Source organism: Serratia ureilytica, assembly GCF_017309605.1.
Classification (GTDB): domain Bacteria; phylum Pseudomonadota; class Gammaproteobacteria; order Enterobacterales; family Enterobacteriaceae; genus Serratia; species Serratia ureilytica.
Genome location: NZ_CP071320.1, coordinates 3716450 through 3732731 on the forward strand (window position 1 = coordinate 3716450; position 16282 = coordinate 3732731).

The 16282-nt window shown below is 58.4% G+C and carries 13 protein-coding genes, 6 tRNA genes and 3 other RNA genes; 5 read left to right on the plus strand and 17 right to left on the minus strand.

The features are described 5' to 3' along the window. Positions 1-130: 130 nt before the first annotated feature. Together J0X03_RS17510 and gpmA are read left to right on the plus strand one after the other, a co-directional pair. Entirely contained in the window at positions 131-478 is a 348-nt protein-coding gene (locus J0X03_RS17510) for a PsiF family protein (protein WP_033642211.1), read from the plus strand. Between the two features lie 216 nt (positions 479-694). Next, positions 695-1447, plus strand: coding sequence for a 2,3-diphosphoglycerate-dependent phosphoglycerate mutase (gene gpmA / locus J0X03_RS17515; protein WP_016928714.1), 753 nt, complete (start codon positions 695-697; stop codon positions 1445-1447). A gap of 46 nt (positions 1448-1493) precedes the next feature. On the opposite strand, the gene J0X03_RS17520 is transcribed toward gpmA, so the two are convergent. The 3 genes from J0X03_RS17520 to aroG form a co-directional block, all read right to left on the minus strand. Further along, positions 1494-2531, minus strand: coding sequence for a M48 family metallopeptidase (locus tag J0X03_RS17520; protein ID WP_046686585.1), 1038 nt, complete (start codon positions 2529-2531; stop codon positions 1494-1496). 7 nt (positions 2532-2538) lie between these two features. Further along, entirely contained in the window at positions 2539-3729 is a 1191-nt protein-coding gene (locus tag J0X03_RS17525) for a YjgN family protein (RefSeq protein ID WP_033642207.1), read from the minus strand. Between the two features lie 259 nt (positions 3730-3988). After that, the gene (gene aroG, locus J0X03_RS17530) at positions 3989-5041 is read right to left on the minus strand and encodes a 3-deoxy-7-phosphoheptulonate synthase AroG (protein ID WP_025301893.1); all 1053 of its coding nucleotides are present in this window, start codon (positions 5039-5041) and stop codon (positions 3989-3991) included. A gap of 212 nt (positions 5042-5253) precedes the next feature. On the opposite strand from aroG, the gene J0X03_RS17535 reads away from it, so the two are divergent. The 3 genes from J0X03_RS17535 to zitB are packed head-to-tail and all read left to right on the plus strand — an operon-like array spanning position 5254 to position 10018. Beyond that, positions 5254-5859, plus strand: coding sequence for a response regulator (locus J0X03_RS17535; RefSeq protein ID WP_089194395.1), 606 nt, complete (start codon positions 5254-5256; stop codon positions 5857-5859). After that, entirely contained in the window at positions 5856-9056 is a 3201-nt protein-coding gene (locus J0X03_RS17540; protein WP_160204087.1) for an ATP-binding protein, read from the plus strand. The genes J0X03_RS17535 and J0X03_RS17540 overlap by 4 nt, the downstream gene beginning before the upstream one ends. After that, positions 9056-10018 (plus strand): CDF family zinc transporter ZitB, encoded by a 963-nt coding sequence (gene zitB / locus J0X03_RS17545; RefSeq protein WP_033642204.1) that lies wholly within the window; start codon positions 9056-9058, stop codon positions 10016-10018. The genes J0X03_RS17540 and zitB overlap by 1 nt, the downstream gene beginning before the upstream one ends. Before the next feature lie 35 nt (positions 10019-10053). On the opposite strand, the gene pnuC is transcribed toward zitB, so the two are convergent. From pnuC to tolB, 14 genes are all read right to left on the minus strand, one after another. Continuing rightward, positions 10054-10779 carry a nicotinamide riboside transporter PnuC gene (pnuC, locus tag J0X03_RS17550; RefSeq protein ID WP_021504601.1) on the minus strand — a complete coding sequence of 242 codons (726 nt, stop codon included), beginning with the start codon at positions 10777-10779 and terminating at the stop codon, positions 10054-10056. 20 nt (positions 10780-10799) lie between these two features. Further along, the gene (nadA, locus tag J0X03_RS17555) at positions 10800-11861 is read right to left on the minus strand and encodes a quinolinate synthase NadA (RefSeq protein WP_015376982.1); all 1062 of its coding nucleotides are present in this window, start codon (positions 11859-11861) and stop codon (positions 10800-10802) included. A gap of 321 nt (positions 11862-12182) precedes the next feature. Continuing rightward, a non-coding RNA gene (locus J0X03_RS17560) (RtT sRNA) lies at positions 12183-12307 on the minus strand. Positions 12308-12383: 76 nt separating this feature from the next. After that, positions 12384-12459 (minus strand) — tRNA-Lys (locus tag J0X03_RS17565). Positions 12460-12465: 6 nt separating this feature from the next. Further along, positions 12466-12541, minus strand: a tRNA-Val gene (locus tag J0X03_RS17570). 45 nt (positions 12542-12586) lie between these two features. Beyond that, positions 12587-12710, minus strand: a non-coding RNA gene (locus J0X03_RS17575) — RtT sRNA. Between the two features lie 13 nt (positions 12711-12723). Then, positions 12724-12799, minus strand: a tRNA-Lys gene (locus J0X03_RS17580). A gap of 152 nt (positions 12800-12951) precedes the next feature. Continuing rightward, a non-coding RNA gene (locus J0X03_RS17585) (RtT sRNA) lies at positions 12952-13076 on the minus strand. A gap of 15 nt (positions 13077-13091) precedes the next feature. After that, positions 13092-13167 (minus strand) — tRNA-Lys (locus tag J0X03_RS17590). 7 nt (positions 13168-13174) lie between these two features. Further along, positions 13175-13250 (minus strand) — tRNA-Val (locus tag J0X03_RS17595). 29 nt (positions 13251-13279) lie between these two features. Further along, positions 13280-13355: transfer RNA gene (locus tag J0X03_RS17600), tRNA-Lys, on the minus strand. A gap of 178 nt (positions 13356-13533) precedes the next feature. Continuing rightward, positions 13534-14328: a cell division protein CpoB gene (gene cpoB / locus J0X03_RS17605; protein WP_004939852.1), complete on the minus strand. Its 795-nt coding sequence runs from the start codon at positions 14326-14328 to the stop codon at positions 13534-13536. Positions 14329-14337: 9 nt separating this feature from the next. Then, positions 14338-14853 carry a peptidoglycan-associated lipoprotein Pal gene (gene pal, locus J0X03_RS17610; RefSeq protein WP_004939853.1) on the minus strand — a complete coding sequence of 172 codons (516 nt, stop codon included), beginning with the start codon at positions 14851-14853 and terminating at the stop codon, positions 14338-14340. A 44-nt stretch (positions 14854-14897) separates the two neighbouring features. After that, entirely contained in the window at positions 14898-16190 is a 1293-nt protein-coding gene (tolB, locus tag J0X03_RS17615) for a Tol-Pal system beta propeller repeat protein TolB (RefSeq protein ID WP_004939856.1), read from the minus strand. Positions 16191-16282: the final 92 nt, after the last annotated feature.

Below are 16282 nucleotides of genomic sequence, written 5' to 3' on the forward strand. Positions count from 1 at the left end.
CCCCGCCGGCGCCCACCTTCCCTTATTCCAAAGCGCGCACTACACTCAGGCTACCGTGATAAGCACAACGCCTTGTGCAACGTCACAATTTTCGGCCGATGGCGGCCAATCAATAGCTGAAGGAACACCTATGCGTCTGATTACTGCACTTCCATTGCTGGCGGGCTTAATGCTGAGCACCAATCTGATGGCGGCCGACGCGACGACGGCGACGAAAACGCCTTCGCCGGCGCAGGCGGCCCAACAGAAACGCATGACCGATTGCAACCAGCAGGCATCCACCAAGTCGCTGAAAGGCGCGGACCGCTCCACCTTTATGAGCACCTGTCTGAAATCCGAAGGCGCCGCTGCAACGGGCAAAACCCTGACGCCGCAGCAGCAGAAGATGAAAAGCTGCAACGCCGACGCCAAGACCAAGGATCTGAAGGGCGACGCGCGTAAAACCTTCATGAGCAACTGCCTGAAAAAATCGGCCTGATTTTCCCTCTGCCACGGCGCGTCCGAAGCGATTCCGACGCGCCGTTTCTCCCCCTTCCGCCCCAGCCTGAACGATTCAGCTTTTTCCTTTCTCCAGCCCTTACTTTGCGGCAAGAAATTGGCTATGGTTAGACACTATCGATTGCCGAGCCCCGGCCCGCGGCAATATAATGATTTTCGTTATCATTGAAATGTCAGATTATTAAGGAGTTAAGCTATGGCTGTAACTAAGCTGGTTCTGGTGCGTCACGGCGAAAGCCAGTGGAACCAAGAAAACCGCTTCACCGGTTGGTATGATGTTGATCTGTCCGACAAGGGCCGCACCGAAGCGAAAGCAGCAGGCAAGCTGTTGAAAGAAGAAGGTTTCACTTTCGACTTCGCTTACACCTCCGTACTGAAGCGCGCGATCCACACCCTGTGGAACATCCTCGACGAGCTGGATCAGGCCTGGTTGCCAACCGAAAAATCCTGGAAGCTGAACGAACGTCACTACGGCGCGCTGCAGGGTCTGAACAAAGCCGAAACCGCTGAAAAATACGGCGACGAGCAAGTGAAACAATGGCGTCGCGGCTTCGCGGTGACCCCGCCGGAGCTGACCAAAGAAGACGAACGTTACCCTGGCCACGATCCGCGCTACGCCTCGCTGAGCGAGCAAGAGCTGCCGCTGACCGAAAGCCTGGCGCTGACCATCGATCGCGTTATCCCTTACTGGGACGAAGAGATCCTGCCACGCATCAAGAGCGGCGAACGCGTGATCGTTGCGGCGCACGGCAACTCGCTGCGCGCGCTGGTGAAATACCTGGATAACCTGAGCGAAGACGAAATCCTCGAGCTGAACATCCCAACCGGCGTGCCGTTGGTGTATGAGTTCGACGAGAACTTCAAGCCAACCAAACGTTACTACCTGGGTAACGCCGATGAGATCGCTGCAAAAGCGGCGGCCGTGGCGAACCAGGGTAAAGCGAAGTAATTTCGCCGGTTCACGAAAAAGCCCCCGGTTTTCACCGGGGGCTTTTTTATTTCTGCTGCGCCATCGCCTCATTTACCGCATCCAGCCGTTCCTGCATCGCCGGATGAGTGCTGAGCCAGGCAGGCAGCGCCCAGTCATCGGTCTTTTCTCGTTCAGGCGCCTGCGCCAACGCGCGGTAGATCGCCGCCATTTCCGCCAGCGAACGCCCCTGGCGCTGCATTTCCGCTATCGCAAACGCATCCGCCTCACGCTCCATCCCGCGAGAAAACTGCATCTCATTTACGAAGGATGCGGACTGCAGCAACGTGTCGCCGATGCCGCTGACGTCACCCGTCATCCACATCAGCGTCAATGCCACCAGTGACGAGCGCACCAACATGCGCATCGGATGGCGATAAGCGTGATGCCCCATTTCGTGCAGCATCACCGCCGCCAAGCCATCGTCGTTTTTCGACAAGGTGACCAGGCTATCGCTGAGCACCAGCGTGCCGTCCGGCAACATAAAGGCGTTCGGCGCGCCGGGCGCCGCCATCAACTTCAGCGAGAGCGGCGTGCGCTCTTGGCGCATGTCGGCCGGCATCACCTGCCGGAACAGCTGCTGCAGCGCCCGTTGCCGTTCGGCCGGCAGTGCCGAGGGCGCGAAGCCACTCTGCTCCAAGAACGTCTGCGTATGTTCGCCCAGCTTCTGTTCCACCGAGGTGGGGATGCGCATGGCGATCTCGCTGCTCGCCCACGGCAGCACCACGTAAACGTAAGTCACTACCGCCAGCAGCGTCATCAGCAGCGCCAGGGCGACGCCGCGTTTATGGCGTTCCAGGCGATGCACCCAACCCGGCGAACGGCGCTGATAGAACCAGCGGCGAAAGGCCGCGTCGTCATCGGGCACAAAACGCCCGCCGCCCTTGAAGGTAAGCGTCAGCGGAATATTGCCCAGCGCGGCAGAAACGGTGATGTCCGTCAGCGGGATGTAACGCTGTTCATCCTGCCGCTGCAACGTCACGCCTTCGCCGCTTTCGTTCACCAGCAGACGAGCCGCCTCACGTGCGGCCCGCCCCGGCAACTGATAAGCGCCTTCAAGGATCATCGGCGCCTCAGAAGCTGCCGCCCAGATCCAGCGCCTGCACCGCTTCTTCGGCCACCGCGCTGTTGGCGGTTTCCTGATGCGCCGTAATGTCCAGCAGCGCCAGATCGCCTTCAACCGCCGTGCACGCCGCCAGATAACGGGCATGACGCACTTCCGCCACCGGCGCCGCCAAACCGAGCGAGAACAGGGTAATCAGGGTATTGGTGATCAACAATCCCATGTACGGCAGCGTTTTCATTGAGGAATGCAGCTTGATGTCGCCGTTCAGCCTTGCCTGGTTAAACAGGTAGTTGCGTTGGGCGACAACCTGGTAGCTGCTGGCCACCAGGGCGCCGATCAGCAGCACCACCATCATCAGCAGAAGGCTGCTGATATTGTCCAGCACCAGCACATCGATGGCTTCGTTGGTCAACATGCCCATCAATACCATCTGATAGAGGGTAAAGAAGAACGAACCGATGCACACCAGCGCGACCAACATGAACGGCAGGAATATGAGCAGGCCGATCAAGGCAAATTTGATAAAGGCCGATTTCTTCAGTTCGGCAATAAACGGCGTGTTCCCGAAAAACAGGTTATTAACGTACAAATCATGCTGCAGTGCGCTAATAATGCCGTTTACCGCCGCAAATGCCGGCACGGCCAAAATCAGCGTCAGCACCAGCATAAATGCGATGGCGTTGATGCTGCCAAGACCGCTGCCAATGCCGAGCAAGACGATCAGACCGACATACAGTCCGATAATCAGCAATAACGGGCAGAATAGCAAAGCCCAATAGGCGCGCCCGGTGCGGCAGACATAATTAAAGCGCACGCCGCGATAGCTCGACATAATCGCATTGTAGCGCCAGCTGCGGATAACGATCCACGGCAACAGGGCAAGCAATACCAGCAGCGCCAACAGCCCCAGCAATGGCGTCACCGCCAGCAGGAAATAAAATACGATGATGCCGCCGATCACCAACAGCCGTCCTTTCAGAATTTGCAGCGGCTGCGCATGATAATCGAAACGATCGCCGTCCAATTCCGTGTTGCCGTAAAAATAGCGACGACGACGCACCGTCGCCCAGGCGGAATAGATGCCCAGGGTCAGAGCGGTCAATAACGCGTTGACTAACCAAATAGCGAAGTACTCACCACCTTTCCCATGGAATTTAATCCGGTGCAGCCCCAGCGGCTGCGAGGTATTGTTTGTCATAATTCTTTCGTCCTGAAAGGAATAGGTCATACCACTCCCCGCTTATTCGTCATGCGGAGTTTGTGGAATAAAAAAGCGTCTTATATAAGCACAATGCCGAGAGCGGTGACAATTATTCTTTTATTAAATAGGAATAATGCGAATACGGCCGCTTAAAGATTTAATAAGCCTATTGACTGTAGGCCTTAAATTGACAGGAGATATAAAATTTTAAGGTAAATAGAAAAAGGGCCCGCTGACGAGCCCCTTCTTTACGCGGTTAACCGCGGCGCGCTTTCACCGCCGCCGCCAGATCGCGCAGCACGGTTTCGGTATCCTGCCAGCCGATGCAGCCGTCGGTGACGCTCTTGCCGTAAACTAGCGGCTCGCCGCTTTCGAGGCTCTGGTTGCCTTCCACCAGGTGGCTTTCGATCATTACACCGATAATCGCTTTTTCACCGCCGCCAATTTGCCCGCAAACATCGGCGCTCACGTCCATCTGTTTTTTGAACTGTTTGCTGCTGTTGGCATGGCTGAAGTCGATCATCACCTGCGCCGGCAGCCCCGCTTTGCTCAGACCAGCTTTGACGTCCTTCACGTGCGCCGCGCTGTAGTTCGGCTCTTTGCCGCCGCGCAGAATAATGTGGCAGTCACCGTTGCCGCTGGTGTTAACGATCGCCGAGTGGCCCCATTTGGTCACCGACAGGAAGCAGTGCGGCGCGCCGGCGGCGTTGATGGCGTCGATCGCCACCTTGATGGTGCCGTCGGTGCCGTTCTTGAAGCCGACCGGGCAAGAGAGACCAGAGGCCAGTTCACGGTGCACCTGCGATTCCGTGGTGCGCGCGCCGATGGCGCCCCAGCTCATCAAATCCGCCAGGTACTGCGGCGTGATCATGTCGAGGAATTCGCCGGCGGCCGGCAACCCGCTGTCGTTGATCTCCACCAGCAGCTTGCGCGCCAGGCGCAGGCCGTCGTTGATGTTGAAGCTGTTGTCCATTTGCGGATCGTTGATCAGGCCTTTCCAGCCCACGGTGGTGCGCGGTTTTTCGAAGTACACGCGCATCACCACTTCCAGCTCGCCGCTCAGTTCTTCACGCAGCGCCAGCAGGCGCCCCGCGTACTCTTTGGCGGCTTGGGTATCATGGATGGAGCAAGGGCCAATCACCACCAGCAGGCGATCGTCGCTGCCGCGGAGGATATTGTGAATTGCGCTGCGGGCCTGGGACACCGTCTTTGCCGCGCGTTCAGTGGCCGGGAATTTCTCCAGCAAAGCCACCGGCGGCAGGAGTTCCTTAATATCATTAATGCGTAAATCGTCGTTTTGGTAATTCATAGCTTTTCCATTCGGTATCGTGGGGTATTTCGCAGTGCGTAACGGTGTAGATCCCAACAATCTAGCCTGTGAGAATGGCGCTGTAAATCACCTTTGCCCCCCGCCGCTGGAACCGCCAAATTAACAGCAGATTGTGCTGTTTCATCAGGGGAGCGCAGAGCCTCCTTTTTCGCTATGCTAGCGATCGGAATATACAGCGACCCGAGTTGAACATGCCTTCTCTGTTATTAGTTGATGACCACCCGGTGGTTCATGTCGCACTGGAAGCGGCGCTAATGAAATCATCCAGCCCCTACCGCCTGCAGGCGGCGCAAGATGACGTACAGGCGCTGGCCCTGCTGGCCGAGGCCGCTTTCGGCCTGGTGATCCTGGATATCGGCCTGCCGCAGGTCGACGGGCTGCAGCTGTTGAAAAAAATCCGCCGACGCTATCCGCAACAAAAGATCCTGATCTACACCGCGCAGGAAGCCGATGTCTATGCGCGCATGGCGCATGCCGCCGGCGCCGACGGTTTCGTCAATAAAGGCAGCTCGCTGGCGGAGTTGGTGCAGGCGATCGAACAGGTGCTGGACGGTGAAATCAGCTTCCCCGCCGCCGCGCTGGCCGAAGAAGCGCCGACGGCGGACGGCGGGCTGCTCACGCCCAAGGAGCTCGAGGTGCTGGGCTTGCTGAGCCAGGGGCTGTCCAACCTGCAGATCGCCGACCGGCTGCACATCAGCAACAAGACTGTCAGCACGCACAAAAAAAACATCCAGCGCAAAACCGGCGCCGGCAACCTGCTGGAGCTGGTGGCGGTGTTTAAAGAGCTGGCGCCATGATGCGCCGCGCCCTGCTGCTGCTGATCCTGTGGTGCGGCCTGGCGCAGGCGGCGGAGCCGGTGCGCTATCAGCTGGTCAGCAACCTGAATACCCCCGAGAACATGCTGATCGTCGGCGAGAAAAATCCCTGGCGCGATCGCACGCTGCGCGTCGGCATCATCAGTGAGAACACCAGCCCGTACAACATCATCGTGGACGACGATCTGTATGGGCTGAACGCCGACTACCTCGGCTATATCCAGCAGGTGACCGGCATCCGCTTCGCCATTTACGGCTTCGCCGACCTGACCCAGCTGGAACAGGCGCTGCACGACGGCAAGGTCGACCTGCTGTACGGCATCCCGCAGAGCGAAGCACTGCACGGGCTGGAGATCTCCCAGCCTTACTACATCAGCAACCTGCGCGTATTGCGCGATCGCAGCAACGATAGGCCGGTGATGCTCAATTCCGCCAACGCCCGCGTCGCGATCGGCGCGCTGACCGACATGCAGTCCGGCGGCGCCCTGCAGGCGGTGGCGTCGCAGATCCAGCGCTACGACAACAACCTGCAGGCGGTCTATTCGCTGCTCAACGGCAGCAGCGACTACTTTATCGCCGACGAGGCCAGCGCCAGCTTTATCATCGACCAGCTGCAGCTCGGCCAGCTCTATCAAATTGAAAGCAACGAGAACCTGGGCAACCTGTCCTTCGTGTTCGCCGCCGCCGATCCGCGCCTGATAGACACACTGGACACCGCCATCGCCGACGCGCCGATGGAACTGATGAATGCCCTGCAGAGCCGCTGGAGCAAAAAGATCCCCAGCTACCTCGATACCGGCAATGCCGATCTGACGACGATGGAGAAGAATTGGGTGGCGAGCCACCGCGTGGTTTACTACGCCGCCATCGAGAACAATTTCCCGTTCGCCTACCGCGGCTCCGACGGCCAGCCGCGCGGCTACGCCATCGATATTCTCAACATCATCGCGCAAAACACCGGGCTGCGTTTCGCGCCGCTGTGGGCGCGCAACGCCGAGCAGGCCGATCAGCTGGTGCAATCCGGCCAGGCCAGCTTCCGCGCCGCCCTGCCGCTGGCGCGCGGCGTCAAGGCGCGCTATGGCGCCAGCATGCCGATCCACCGTTCGCTGTGGGGCGTTTACGTCGGCCAGTATGCCAACGGCGTCTCGACCTGGAGCGATCTGGCCGGCAAGCGCATCGGCGTGCTGCAGGGCGATTTGGCGCAGGGGCTGGTGCCGGAACAGGAACAGACCGTCAGCTTCGCCGACAGCAAGTCGATGTACGACGCGCTGGCCAACGGCCAGTTGGATGCGCTGGTGGATAACGTCATTTCCGCCAACTTTTTGGCGCTGTCGCGCTATTCCGGCGCCATCAAACTGGCCTTCGCCGCCAACAACATCCCCTATCCGGTAGCGTTCGGCGTACGCCGCGATCAGCCGCTGCTGCTGGCGATCCTCGATAAGAACCTGATGCAGATCCCGGCGGATACCCTGCAATCGCTGCGCGACGAGTGGATCGTCGACCGCAGCAACCTTATCGACGCGGTGAACGACAACCGCATGCCGCCGCAGACCACCTGGCTGCTGGCGCTGTTGGCCGCCGCCACCGTGTTGCTGTTGGCGCTGACGCTGCGCCGTTTCATGCTGCAGCGCCGTGAAAAACGCGAACGCGAAGAGCTCGAGCAGGCGCGCCGCCGCGCCGAAGCGGAAAACCGCATGAAGAGCAAATTCCTCGCCACCGTCAGCCATGAACTGCGCACGCCGATGCACGCCATCCTTGGCCTGCTGGAACTGGAGCTCAAACGCCAACCGGCGCCGGAAGGCCTGCCGGTGATTTACAGTTCGGCCTCATCGCTGCTCAACCTGCTCAACGACCTGCAGGATCACGCCCGACTGGAAACCGGGTCGTTGACGTTGGCGCCAAAACCGGTGGCGCTGCGCCCCTGGGTCGCGCGCATCGACGCCCTTTACCGGCCGCTTATCGGCGAACGGCCGTTGACGTTGAAGGTGGCGGCGGATCCGGCGCTGCCGGAGGCGGTGGTCATTGATGGTGAGCGTTTACTTCAGGTGGCTAACAACCTGATAAACAATGCGATAAAGTTCACGACGCGCGGAACCATTCAGGTCGAAGTTGGCTGGCGCGCGCAGGATGAACGACGGGGAGAGTTGCAGTTAACGGTGAACGACAGCGGCTGCGGCATCGCCGCCGATGAAGTAGGCAAGCTGTTTCAACCGTTTTACCGCGCGCGCGGCGCGCAACGCATCTCGGTGCAAGGTACCGGTTTGGGCCTCTCTATCTGCAAAGAAATCGTCGAACAGATGGGCGGCCGCATAGAGCTGCACTCGCAGCCGGGCGTCGGCACCCGCGTCGAGGTAGTGATACCGGTCGAGCTAAGCGGCGACGCGCCGGCTGGCGCCCAGGAGGAGCACACCTTTGCTCTGCCGTCTTCCGCCTTGCGTACCGCGCTGATCGACGATCATCCCACCAATTTGTTGCTGCTGGAACGCCAACTGCGCCACTTCGGGCAGCAACCCGCCCGCTTCGAACAAGGCTATGCGCTGCTGAAGGCCCAGCGACGGCAGCCGTTTGACCTGCTGTTTATCGACTATAACATGCCGCGCCCGGACGGCCTGACGCTGGCCAGGCTGATCCGGCGCGACGAACAGCGGCTGCAGCGCCCGCCTTGCCGCATCGTGCTCTGTTCGGCGGACGTGCAGGAGTTTACCCGCATCCCGCCGGGGCTGGTGGCGATCGATCACTTCCTGACCAAGCCGATTTCGCTGACGGCGATCGGCCAGGTATTGGCTCAGCAACCGCAGGCTCAGGAAGAAAAGTCAGTCCTTACTGACCTACGGCAAACGCTGGCCGACATGGCGGGCGGCGATCGCGCCATGCTGCAGCGGCTGGCGCAGACGCTCGGCGATACGCTGCGGCAAGACCGGCAGCGGCTCGCGGACGCCGTCGCCGCGCACGACTGGCCTCGCCTGGAGCAGGCGGCACACCGCATCAAGGGCAGCCTGCTGATGCTGCAGCTGCCGGAAGCCGCGCAGCTGTGCCAACAGCTGGTGGATACCGCACGTCGGGGCGAGCTTGCCGCCGCCGCTTATACTAAATTAAAGGCGTTAGTGGCGCAGATAGAACCGGAGCTGGACGCTCTGCTCGCCGCCGCCCCCTCTTTCGCTATGCATAAGGATGAATAATGTCGGACACTCCACACGTACACCTGCCGAAAGACAGTAATAGTAAACGCCTACTGACCGCTTTTTTAGTCACCGCCGTCTTTATGGTGGCCGAGGTGGTCGGCGGCCTGTTGTCCGGCTCGCTGGCGCTGTTGGCCGACGCCGGCCATATGTTGACCGACGCCGCCGCGCTGCTGGTGGCGCTGATGGCGGTGCACTTCTCCCAGCGTAAACCCAACGCGCGCCACACCTTCGGCTACCTGCGCCTGACCACGCTGGCGGCCTTCCTCAACGCCGCGGCGCTGCTGGTGATCGTGGTATTCATCCTGTGGGAGGCGATACGGCGTTTCTTCGAACCGCAGCCGGTGATGGGTACCCCGATGCTGATCATCGCCATAGCGGGGCTGCTGGCGAACCTGTTCGCCTTCTGGCTGCTGCATCGCGGCAGCGAAGAGAAAAATATCAACGTGCGCGCCGCCGCGCTGCATGTGCTGGGCGACCTGCTCGGCTCGGTGGGCGCTATCGTCGCGGCCATCGTTATTCTCGCCACCGGCTGGACGCCGATTGACCCGATCCTGTCGGTGCTGGTCTCCTGTCTGGTGCTGCGCAGCGCCTGGCGGCTGCTGAAGGAGAGCTTCCACGAATTGCTGGAAGGCACGCCGCAGGAGGTCGACATCGCCAAGCTGCAAAAAGACCTGTGCCTGAACATCCCGGAAGTGCGCAATATCCACCACGTACACGTCTGGCAGATCGGCGAACAGAAGCTGATGACGCTGCATGCGCAGGTCATCCCGCCACATGACCACGATGGACTGTTGCAACGCATCCAGGCTTATCTGTTGGAACACTACAAGATCGGCCACGTGACCATTCAGATGGAGTACCGGCACTGCGAGACGCCGGACTGCGGTATCAATCGGGCGCCGGAGCCGAGTGAACACTCACATGCCGAAGCGCATTCGCACCTGGGGCATCGCCACTAAGCCAAGAGGGCGCCATCACGGCGCCCTCTGCGTTGTTACGGAGCGGAAGATAACGGATTGGAATGGTTGCGCCCGGCGCTCTTGATCCACAGCCAGGAGCCGTTCAGCGCGATCAACGTCAGAATGACGTACTCCAGCGCCATCGCGTAAACGCCCTGGTAAGCGAAGATCGCCACGCTGATGACATCGATCACCACCCACAGCAGCCAGTTTTCCACGTACTTGCGCGTCATCAGGATCATCGCCACGATGGACAGCACCATCATCGCCGAATCCCAGAACGGGAAGGCGTCCGGCTGCAGCGTCGGCATCTGTACGTTCAGCCCCAGCCCTTGCATCACCGCCACCGCAATCTGCGTCAGCCAGGCGAACACGCGGTCGATGTTGAAGGTCATCAGGCCGATGCCGATGACGCAGACCGCCGCCCAAGCCAGCGCTTTCGGCAGCGGCAGCCAGCGGATCTGCAGTTCAGCCTGATTATCCTGGGTCTGGCGGCTCCAGGCATACCAACCGTAAATATTGGCGCCGAAGAAGAACAGCTGCAGCAGCAGGCTGGCGTACAGCTGGATCTGGAAGAAAATCACCGCGAACAGCGTGACGTTGATCAGGCCGAACAGGTAGTTGATGATTTTTTCCTTGCTGGCGTACCAGATGCACAGCAACCCGAACAGTGTGCCGATGGCTTCGATCCACGACAGATCGTAACCGCCCGCGCCAAGCGGAATATGCACCAGAATATTGCTGGTACTGAAGAAGCTCATGAGGTCATCCTTTTAAACGGTTAAGCGTTGCCTTTAACCTGCATCTTAAGCTGAGCGGCGAAATCCAGCATGCGGTTCAGCGGTACCAGCGCCTTTTCACGCAACGCAGCGTCCACGTGGATCTCATGCTGTGCGCCCCCCTGCTCCAGCCCTTCGGCAATCGCCTTCAGGCCATTCATCGCCATCCACGGGCAATGCGCGCAGCTGCGGCAGGTCGCGCCTTCTCCGGCGGTCGGCGCTTCGAACAGCTCCTTGTCCGGACAGGCCTGCTGCATCTTGTAAAAGATACCGCGATCGGTGGCAACGATCAGCTGTTGATGCGGCAATGTTTTCGCCGCCTGAATCAACTGGCTGGTAGACCCCACCGCATCCGCCAGCTCGACCACCGCCTGAGGCGATTCGGGATGCACCAGGATAGCCGCCTGCGGATAGAGCGCCTTCATGCGCCGCAGTGCCTGGGTCTTGAACTCGTCATGGACAATGCAGGCGCCTTGCCAGCACAGCACGTCGGCGCCGGTCTGCTTCTGCACGTAGCTGCCGAGATGGCGATCCGGCGCCCAGATAATTTTCTCGCCCAGGCTATCCAGATGCTCGATCAGTTCGACGGCGATGCTGGAGGTCACCACCCAGTCGGCGCGCGCTTTGACCGCCGCCGAGGTGTTCGCATAGACCACCACGGTGCGATCGGGATGGCTGTCGCAAAACGCATGGAACTCCTCTTCCGGGCAACCCAGGTCAAGCGAACATTCGGCAAACAGGGTCGGCATCAGCACCTGTTTTTCCGGGCTGAGGATCTTGGCGGTCTCCCCCATGAAGCGCACGCCGGCCACCAACAACGTGGAAGCCGGATGGGCGCTGCCGAAGCGCGCCATTTCCAGCGAATCCGCCACGCAGCCACCGGTTTCTTCCGCCAGCGCCTGGATTTCCGGATCGGTATAGTAGTGGGCGACCATCACCGCATTGCGCTGCTTGAGCAAGGTTTTGATCTTTTCGCGATAAAAGGCTTTTTCCGCTACGTCCAGCGGTACCGGTTTGGGCGGGAAAGGATATACCGCCGCGTTGACATCAAACATTTCACTCATCGCTGCAATCTCATGCTAGGCTGGGCGCCTGCCATTTGAATATCGCCTGCCGCAACGCCCTTCGTTTTATATACTAAACAAAATACCTAAAATTGCGCGAAAAGTCCGCTGATATTTTCAAATTTGCGCACTTAGTGTTTAATGGATTAAAAACACTGGAATGAGCCGCGCAGAACACAGCGGATAATGGCCTGGCGAAGACGCATAACGCCCAGGGAAGACCCGGATGCCGATTAGCGCAGAGTTGAAACGAGAAAGCAGGGATTCAGGTTGGGGTGCTGCATAGGCGAAAAAAGCGCCAAAAGGCGCTTTTTTCTGAATTGGTGGGTCGTGCAGGATTGATTCGGCCTGTGGCCTCACCCTACGGGCAACGCTGCGCGTTGTCGTATCGCTGCGCGATGCTCGAACCTGAACGCAGGATCTCACCCGCACGACTCAGTGGGCTATGTCAGCAAGAAGATAAAGGCAGAGCCAGGTAGGCGCAGATGCGAAAAAAGCGCCAAAAGGCGCTTTTTTCTGAATTGGTGGGTCGTGCAGGATTCGAACCTGCGACCAATTGATTAAAAGTCAACTGCTCTACCAACTGAGCTAACGACCCGCAGTGTGGTGGGTGATGACGGGCTCGAACCGCCGACCCCCTCCGTGTAAAGGAGATGCTCTACCAACTGAGCTAATCACCCACTGCTTTGGTACTGCTATTTTTCACATCCTGCTCTATCAAAGAGTGGTGGGTCGTGCAGGATAACTCGGCCTTTGGCCTCGCCCTTGCGGGCCATCACCGGGGTGATGTTGTCTCGCTTCGCGAGACTCGAACCTCTACGGTTCTCATCCTGACGATTTAACACCTTGCTCTATCAAAGAGTGGTGGGTCGTGCAGGATTCGAACCTGCGACCAATTGATTAAAAGTCAACTGCTCTACCAACTGAGCTAACGACCCACTGATGTGGTTTACTGCTGATGGCGAATAGGTTACAAAAACCGACTCGCGGAAAACAAGGATGGGGATGTTCAGGACAACTCGACGGGTACTCGACTCGGACCTTTACTTTGCCACATCAAACCGATTCTGAAGCTGCCATTCTCAAAGAATGGTGGGTCGTGCAGGATAACTCGGCCTTTGGCCTCGCCCTTGCGAGCCATCACCGGAGTGATGTTGTCTCGCTGAGCGAGACTCGAACCTTTACGGTTCTCATCCTTTACGATTCTCTATCGCAGCCATTCTCGAAGAATGGTGGGTCGTGCAGGATTCGAACCTGCGACCAATTGATTAAAAGTCAACTGCTCTACCAACTGAGCTAACGACCCATAACAGTGGTGGGTGATGACGGGCTCGAACCGCCGACCCCCTCCGTGTAAAGGAGATGCTCTACCAACTGAGCTAATCACCCACTGTTGTGGTTACTGCTACTTCAGAAATTGGTGGGTCGTGCAGGATTCGAACCTGCGACCAATTGATTAAAAGTCAACTGCTCTACCAACTGAGCTAACGACCCAATTTCCCTGCCGCTTTAACATCTTGCAAGATGTCTTGGCAACGGCGGCATATATTACTAATTTATCTTGGCAGCGCAACCTAAATTTTTTACCGATGCGTTCAACTGCTTGTTCTTCACGCGAATGAGCCCAGAAATCGGTCAAATCGACTAACTTCTGGGCTCATTTTTCTAACCGTTAACCGCCTACGCGACTTTTCGCCTGCTTGGCCGCCGCACTGGTTGGGTATTGTTTAATCACCTGCTGGAACACGGCCTTGGCTTTATCGGCCTGCCCTTTTTCCTGCATGATGATACCCACCTTGTACATGGCGTCCGGCGCCTTCGGTGATTTAGCGTAATTCTTCACCACCACCGCAAAATAATAGGCCGCATCGTCTTTTTTACCCTTGTTGTAGAACAACTGGCCCAGCCAATAGTTGGCGTTGGGCTGGTAAGTGGACTTCGGGTACTGTTTTACGAAGGACTGAAAGGCGGAAATCGCCTGGTCATACTGTTTTTTTTCCAGCGCCAGAGAAACAGCGGCGTTGTAGTCACTGTTCTCATCACCGCCGCTCGGCGTTGCAGAAGCGGCTGCAGGCGCGCTGCTGCCCGCATCGGAAGATGCGCCTGCGGCTGCCCCGCCGGCAGCGCCTGCTGCCGCAGAGGCGCTCTGAGCGCCGCCCTGGCTGAGGCTATCCATCTGTTGATAGATTTGCTTCTGGCGTTCAACGACCTGATTCAACTGATACTGGCTTTCCTGGATTTGTCCACGGAGAGAATCAATGTCGCGTTGATTGTCAGAGAGTTGCTGCTGGAGTTGGTTTAAAAGCTGGCCTTGAGCATTGCTGATGCGCTCAAGCGAGGTGACACGGTCTTCGACCGAGCCGGAGCCGACATTACTGATTGGCGCTTGGGCAGTAGCGGCCCAAGGGGCCGCTACGCCAACCAGTAACGACAGACTCAACAGGTGACGTCTGAAGTTACTGTTCATGCGATTCTCTTAGTAAACCAGAACGGCACGACGGTTTTTAGCATAAGCCGCTTCGTCGTGGCCCAGTACTGCTGGTTTTTCTTTACCGTAAGAAACGATAGAGATCTGGTCAGCGGAAACGCCTTTACCCTGCAGGTACATTTTAACGGCGTTAGCACGACGCTCACCCAGAGCGATGTTGTATTCCGGCGTGCCGCGTTCGTCAGCGTGGCCTTCAACGGTCACTTTGTAAGACGGGTTGTTACGCAGGAATGCAGCGTGCGCGTCCAGCATCTGAGCGAATTCGGAGCTTACGTCATACTTGTCCAGGCCGAAGTAAACGATGTTGTTCTTCTGCAGTTCTTGCATCTGCAGACGAGCTTGTTCTTCGGAAGACAGGTTGCTGCTGCCGTTTTCCATACCAGTGCCGGCGCCAGCGCCCATACCAGATTGGTCGTTGTTCGCGCTTTTGTTAGAACTACAAGCTGCTACAGCCAGAACTGGCAGTGCCAGCAGAAGCCCTTTCAGCACTTTGTTCAGTTGCATTTCTTTGATCCTTTTATAGTTTGCCATACATATTTACACATGCATCACAGATACGGCGACCAGGCAGGGAATTTGACCTGTCCATCAGTTGCCGGAAGACGCGCTTTGAAACGCCCATCAGTTGACACCAACTGCAGCACGGAGCCCATACCTTGCGTGGAGCTATAGATCACCATGGTGCCGTTTGGCGCAATACTAGGCGTTTCATCCAGGAAGGTGCCGGTCAAAACCTGAACGGCGCCCGATCCAAGATCTTGTTTGGCGATGTGTTGTGCACCACTGTTGGTGCTCACCATCACCAGGAATTTACCGTCGGAGCTGACTTCAGAATCCTGGTTCTGAGAGCCTTCCCACGTCAGACGCTGTGCGGCACCGCCGCTGGCGCTGATTTTATAAATCTGCGGACGCCCGCCCTGGTCGGAGGTAAACGCCAGAGACTGGCCATCCGGGAACCAGGTCGGTTCGGTGTTGTTGTTGCGGCCATCGGTCAGCTGCGTGATCTGGCCGGAGCCGAGGTTCATCACGTACAGGTTCAGGCTGCCGCTCTTGGACAGCGCGAAGGCCAGCTTGCTGCCGTCCGGCGAGAACGCCGGCGCACCGTTGTGGCGCGGGAAGGAAGCGATCTGGCGGATGGCGCCGTTAGCCAGGGTTTGCACCACCAGCGCGGAACGGCCGCTCTCGAAGGTCACGTAAGCCAGTTTGCTGCCATCCGGCGACCAGGCCGGCGACATCAGCGGCTCAGGCGAACGGTGCACCGTGAACTGGTTGTAACCGTCGTAATCCGCTACGCGCAGCTCGTACGGGAATTTCCCGCCGTTGGTCTGCACCACGTAGGCGATACGGGTGCGGAACGCGCCCTTGATGCCGGTCAGCTTCTCGAACACTTCGTCGCTGGCGGTATGGGCAGAATAACGCAACCACTGTTTGGTCACTTTATACTGGTTCTGCGCCAATACGGTGCCCGGCGAACCCGAGGTGTCCACCAACTGGTAGGAGATCAGGTAGCTGCCGTCGGCGCCAGGTTGAACCTGACCGACCACTACGGCGTCGATGCCCAATGCAGTCCAGGCCGCCGGCGTCACTTCAGACGCGGAGGTAGGTTGCTGCGGCATGCGCGCCACGTCGATCGGGTTGAATTTGCCGCTGTTGCGCAGATCCGCGCCGACAATCTTGCCGATATCTTCCGGCGGCGTGCCTGGGCCCGCCCATTTAAACGGCACCACGCCAATCGGACGAGCGGAGTCGACCCCTTGGGTGATTTCAATGCGAACTTCCGCGTGCAACACGGACGCCCACAGAATTAAAAAACCTAGCGCTACTCGAAATGCCTGCTTCATCTCATCTCCCTTATCCAGGCGGGATGCCTGCGATAAATTAGCAGAATTTTAACAAACCAACTTACGTAAAACTACATAATCCCTGTTGGTTA

Excerpts from the sequence above, each read along its gene's own strand:
- J0X03_RS17510 (WP_033642211.1), top strand. The coding sequence starts at position 131 with ATGCGTCTGATTACTGCACTTCCATTGCTGGCGGGCTTAATGCTGAGC.
- gpmA (WP_016928714.1), top strand. The coding sequence starts at position 695 with ATGGCTGTAACTAAGCTGGTTCTGGTGCGTCACGGCGAAAGCCAGTGG.
- J0X03_RS17520 (WP_046686585.1), bottom strand. The coding sequence starts at position 2,531 with ATGATCCTTGAAGGCGCTTATCAGTTGCCGGGGCGGGCCGCACGTGAG.
- J0X03_RS17525 (WP_033642207.1), bottom strand. The coding sequence starts at position 3,729 with ATGACAAACAATACCTCGCAGCCGCTGGGGCTGCACCGGATTAAATTC.
- aroG (WP_025301893.1), bottom strand. The coding sequence starts at position 5,041 with ATGAATTACCAAAACGACGATTTACGCATTAATGATATTAAGGAACTC.
- J0X03_RS17535 (WP_089194395.1), top strand. The coding sequence starts at position 5,254 with ATGCCTTCTCTGTTATTAGTTGATGACCACCCGGTGGTTCATGTCGCA.
- J0X03_RS17540 (WP_160204087.1), top strand. The coding sequence starts at position 5,856 with ATGATGCGCCGCGCCCTGCTGCTGCTGATCCTGTGGTGCGGCCTGGCG.
- zitB (WP_033642204.1), top strand. The coding sequence starts at position 9,056 with ATGTCGGACACTCCACACGTACACCTGCCGAAAGACAGTAATAGTAAA.
- pnuC (WP_021504601.1), bottom strand. The coding sequence starts at position 10,779 with ATGAGCTTCTTCAGTACCAGCAATATTCTGGTGCATATTCCGCTTGGC.
- nadA (WP_015376982.1), bottom strand. The coding sequence starts at position 11,861 with ATGAGTGAAATGTTTGATGTCAACGCGGCGGTATATCCTTTCCCGCCC.
- cpoB (WP_004939852.1), bottom strand. The coding sequence starts at position 14,328 with ATGAACAGTAACTTCAGACGTCACCTGTTGAGTCTGTCGTTACTGGTT.
- pal (WP_004939853.1), bottom strand. The coding sequence starts at position 14,853 with ATGCAACTGAACAAAGTGCTGAAAGGGCTTCTGCTGGCACTGCCAGTT.
- tolB (WP_004939856.1), bottom strand. The coding sequence starts at position 16,190 with ATGAAGCAGGCATTTCGAGTAGCGCTAGGTTTTTTAATTCTGTGGGCG.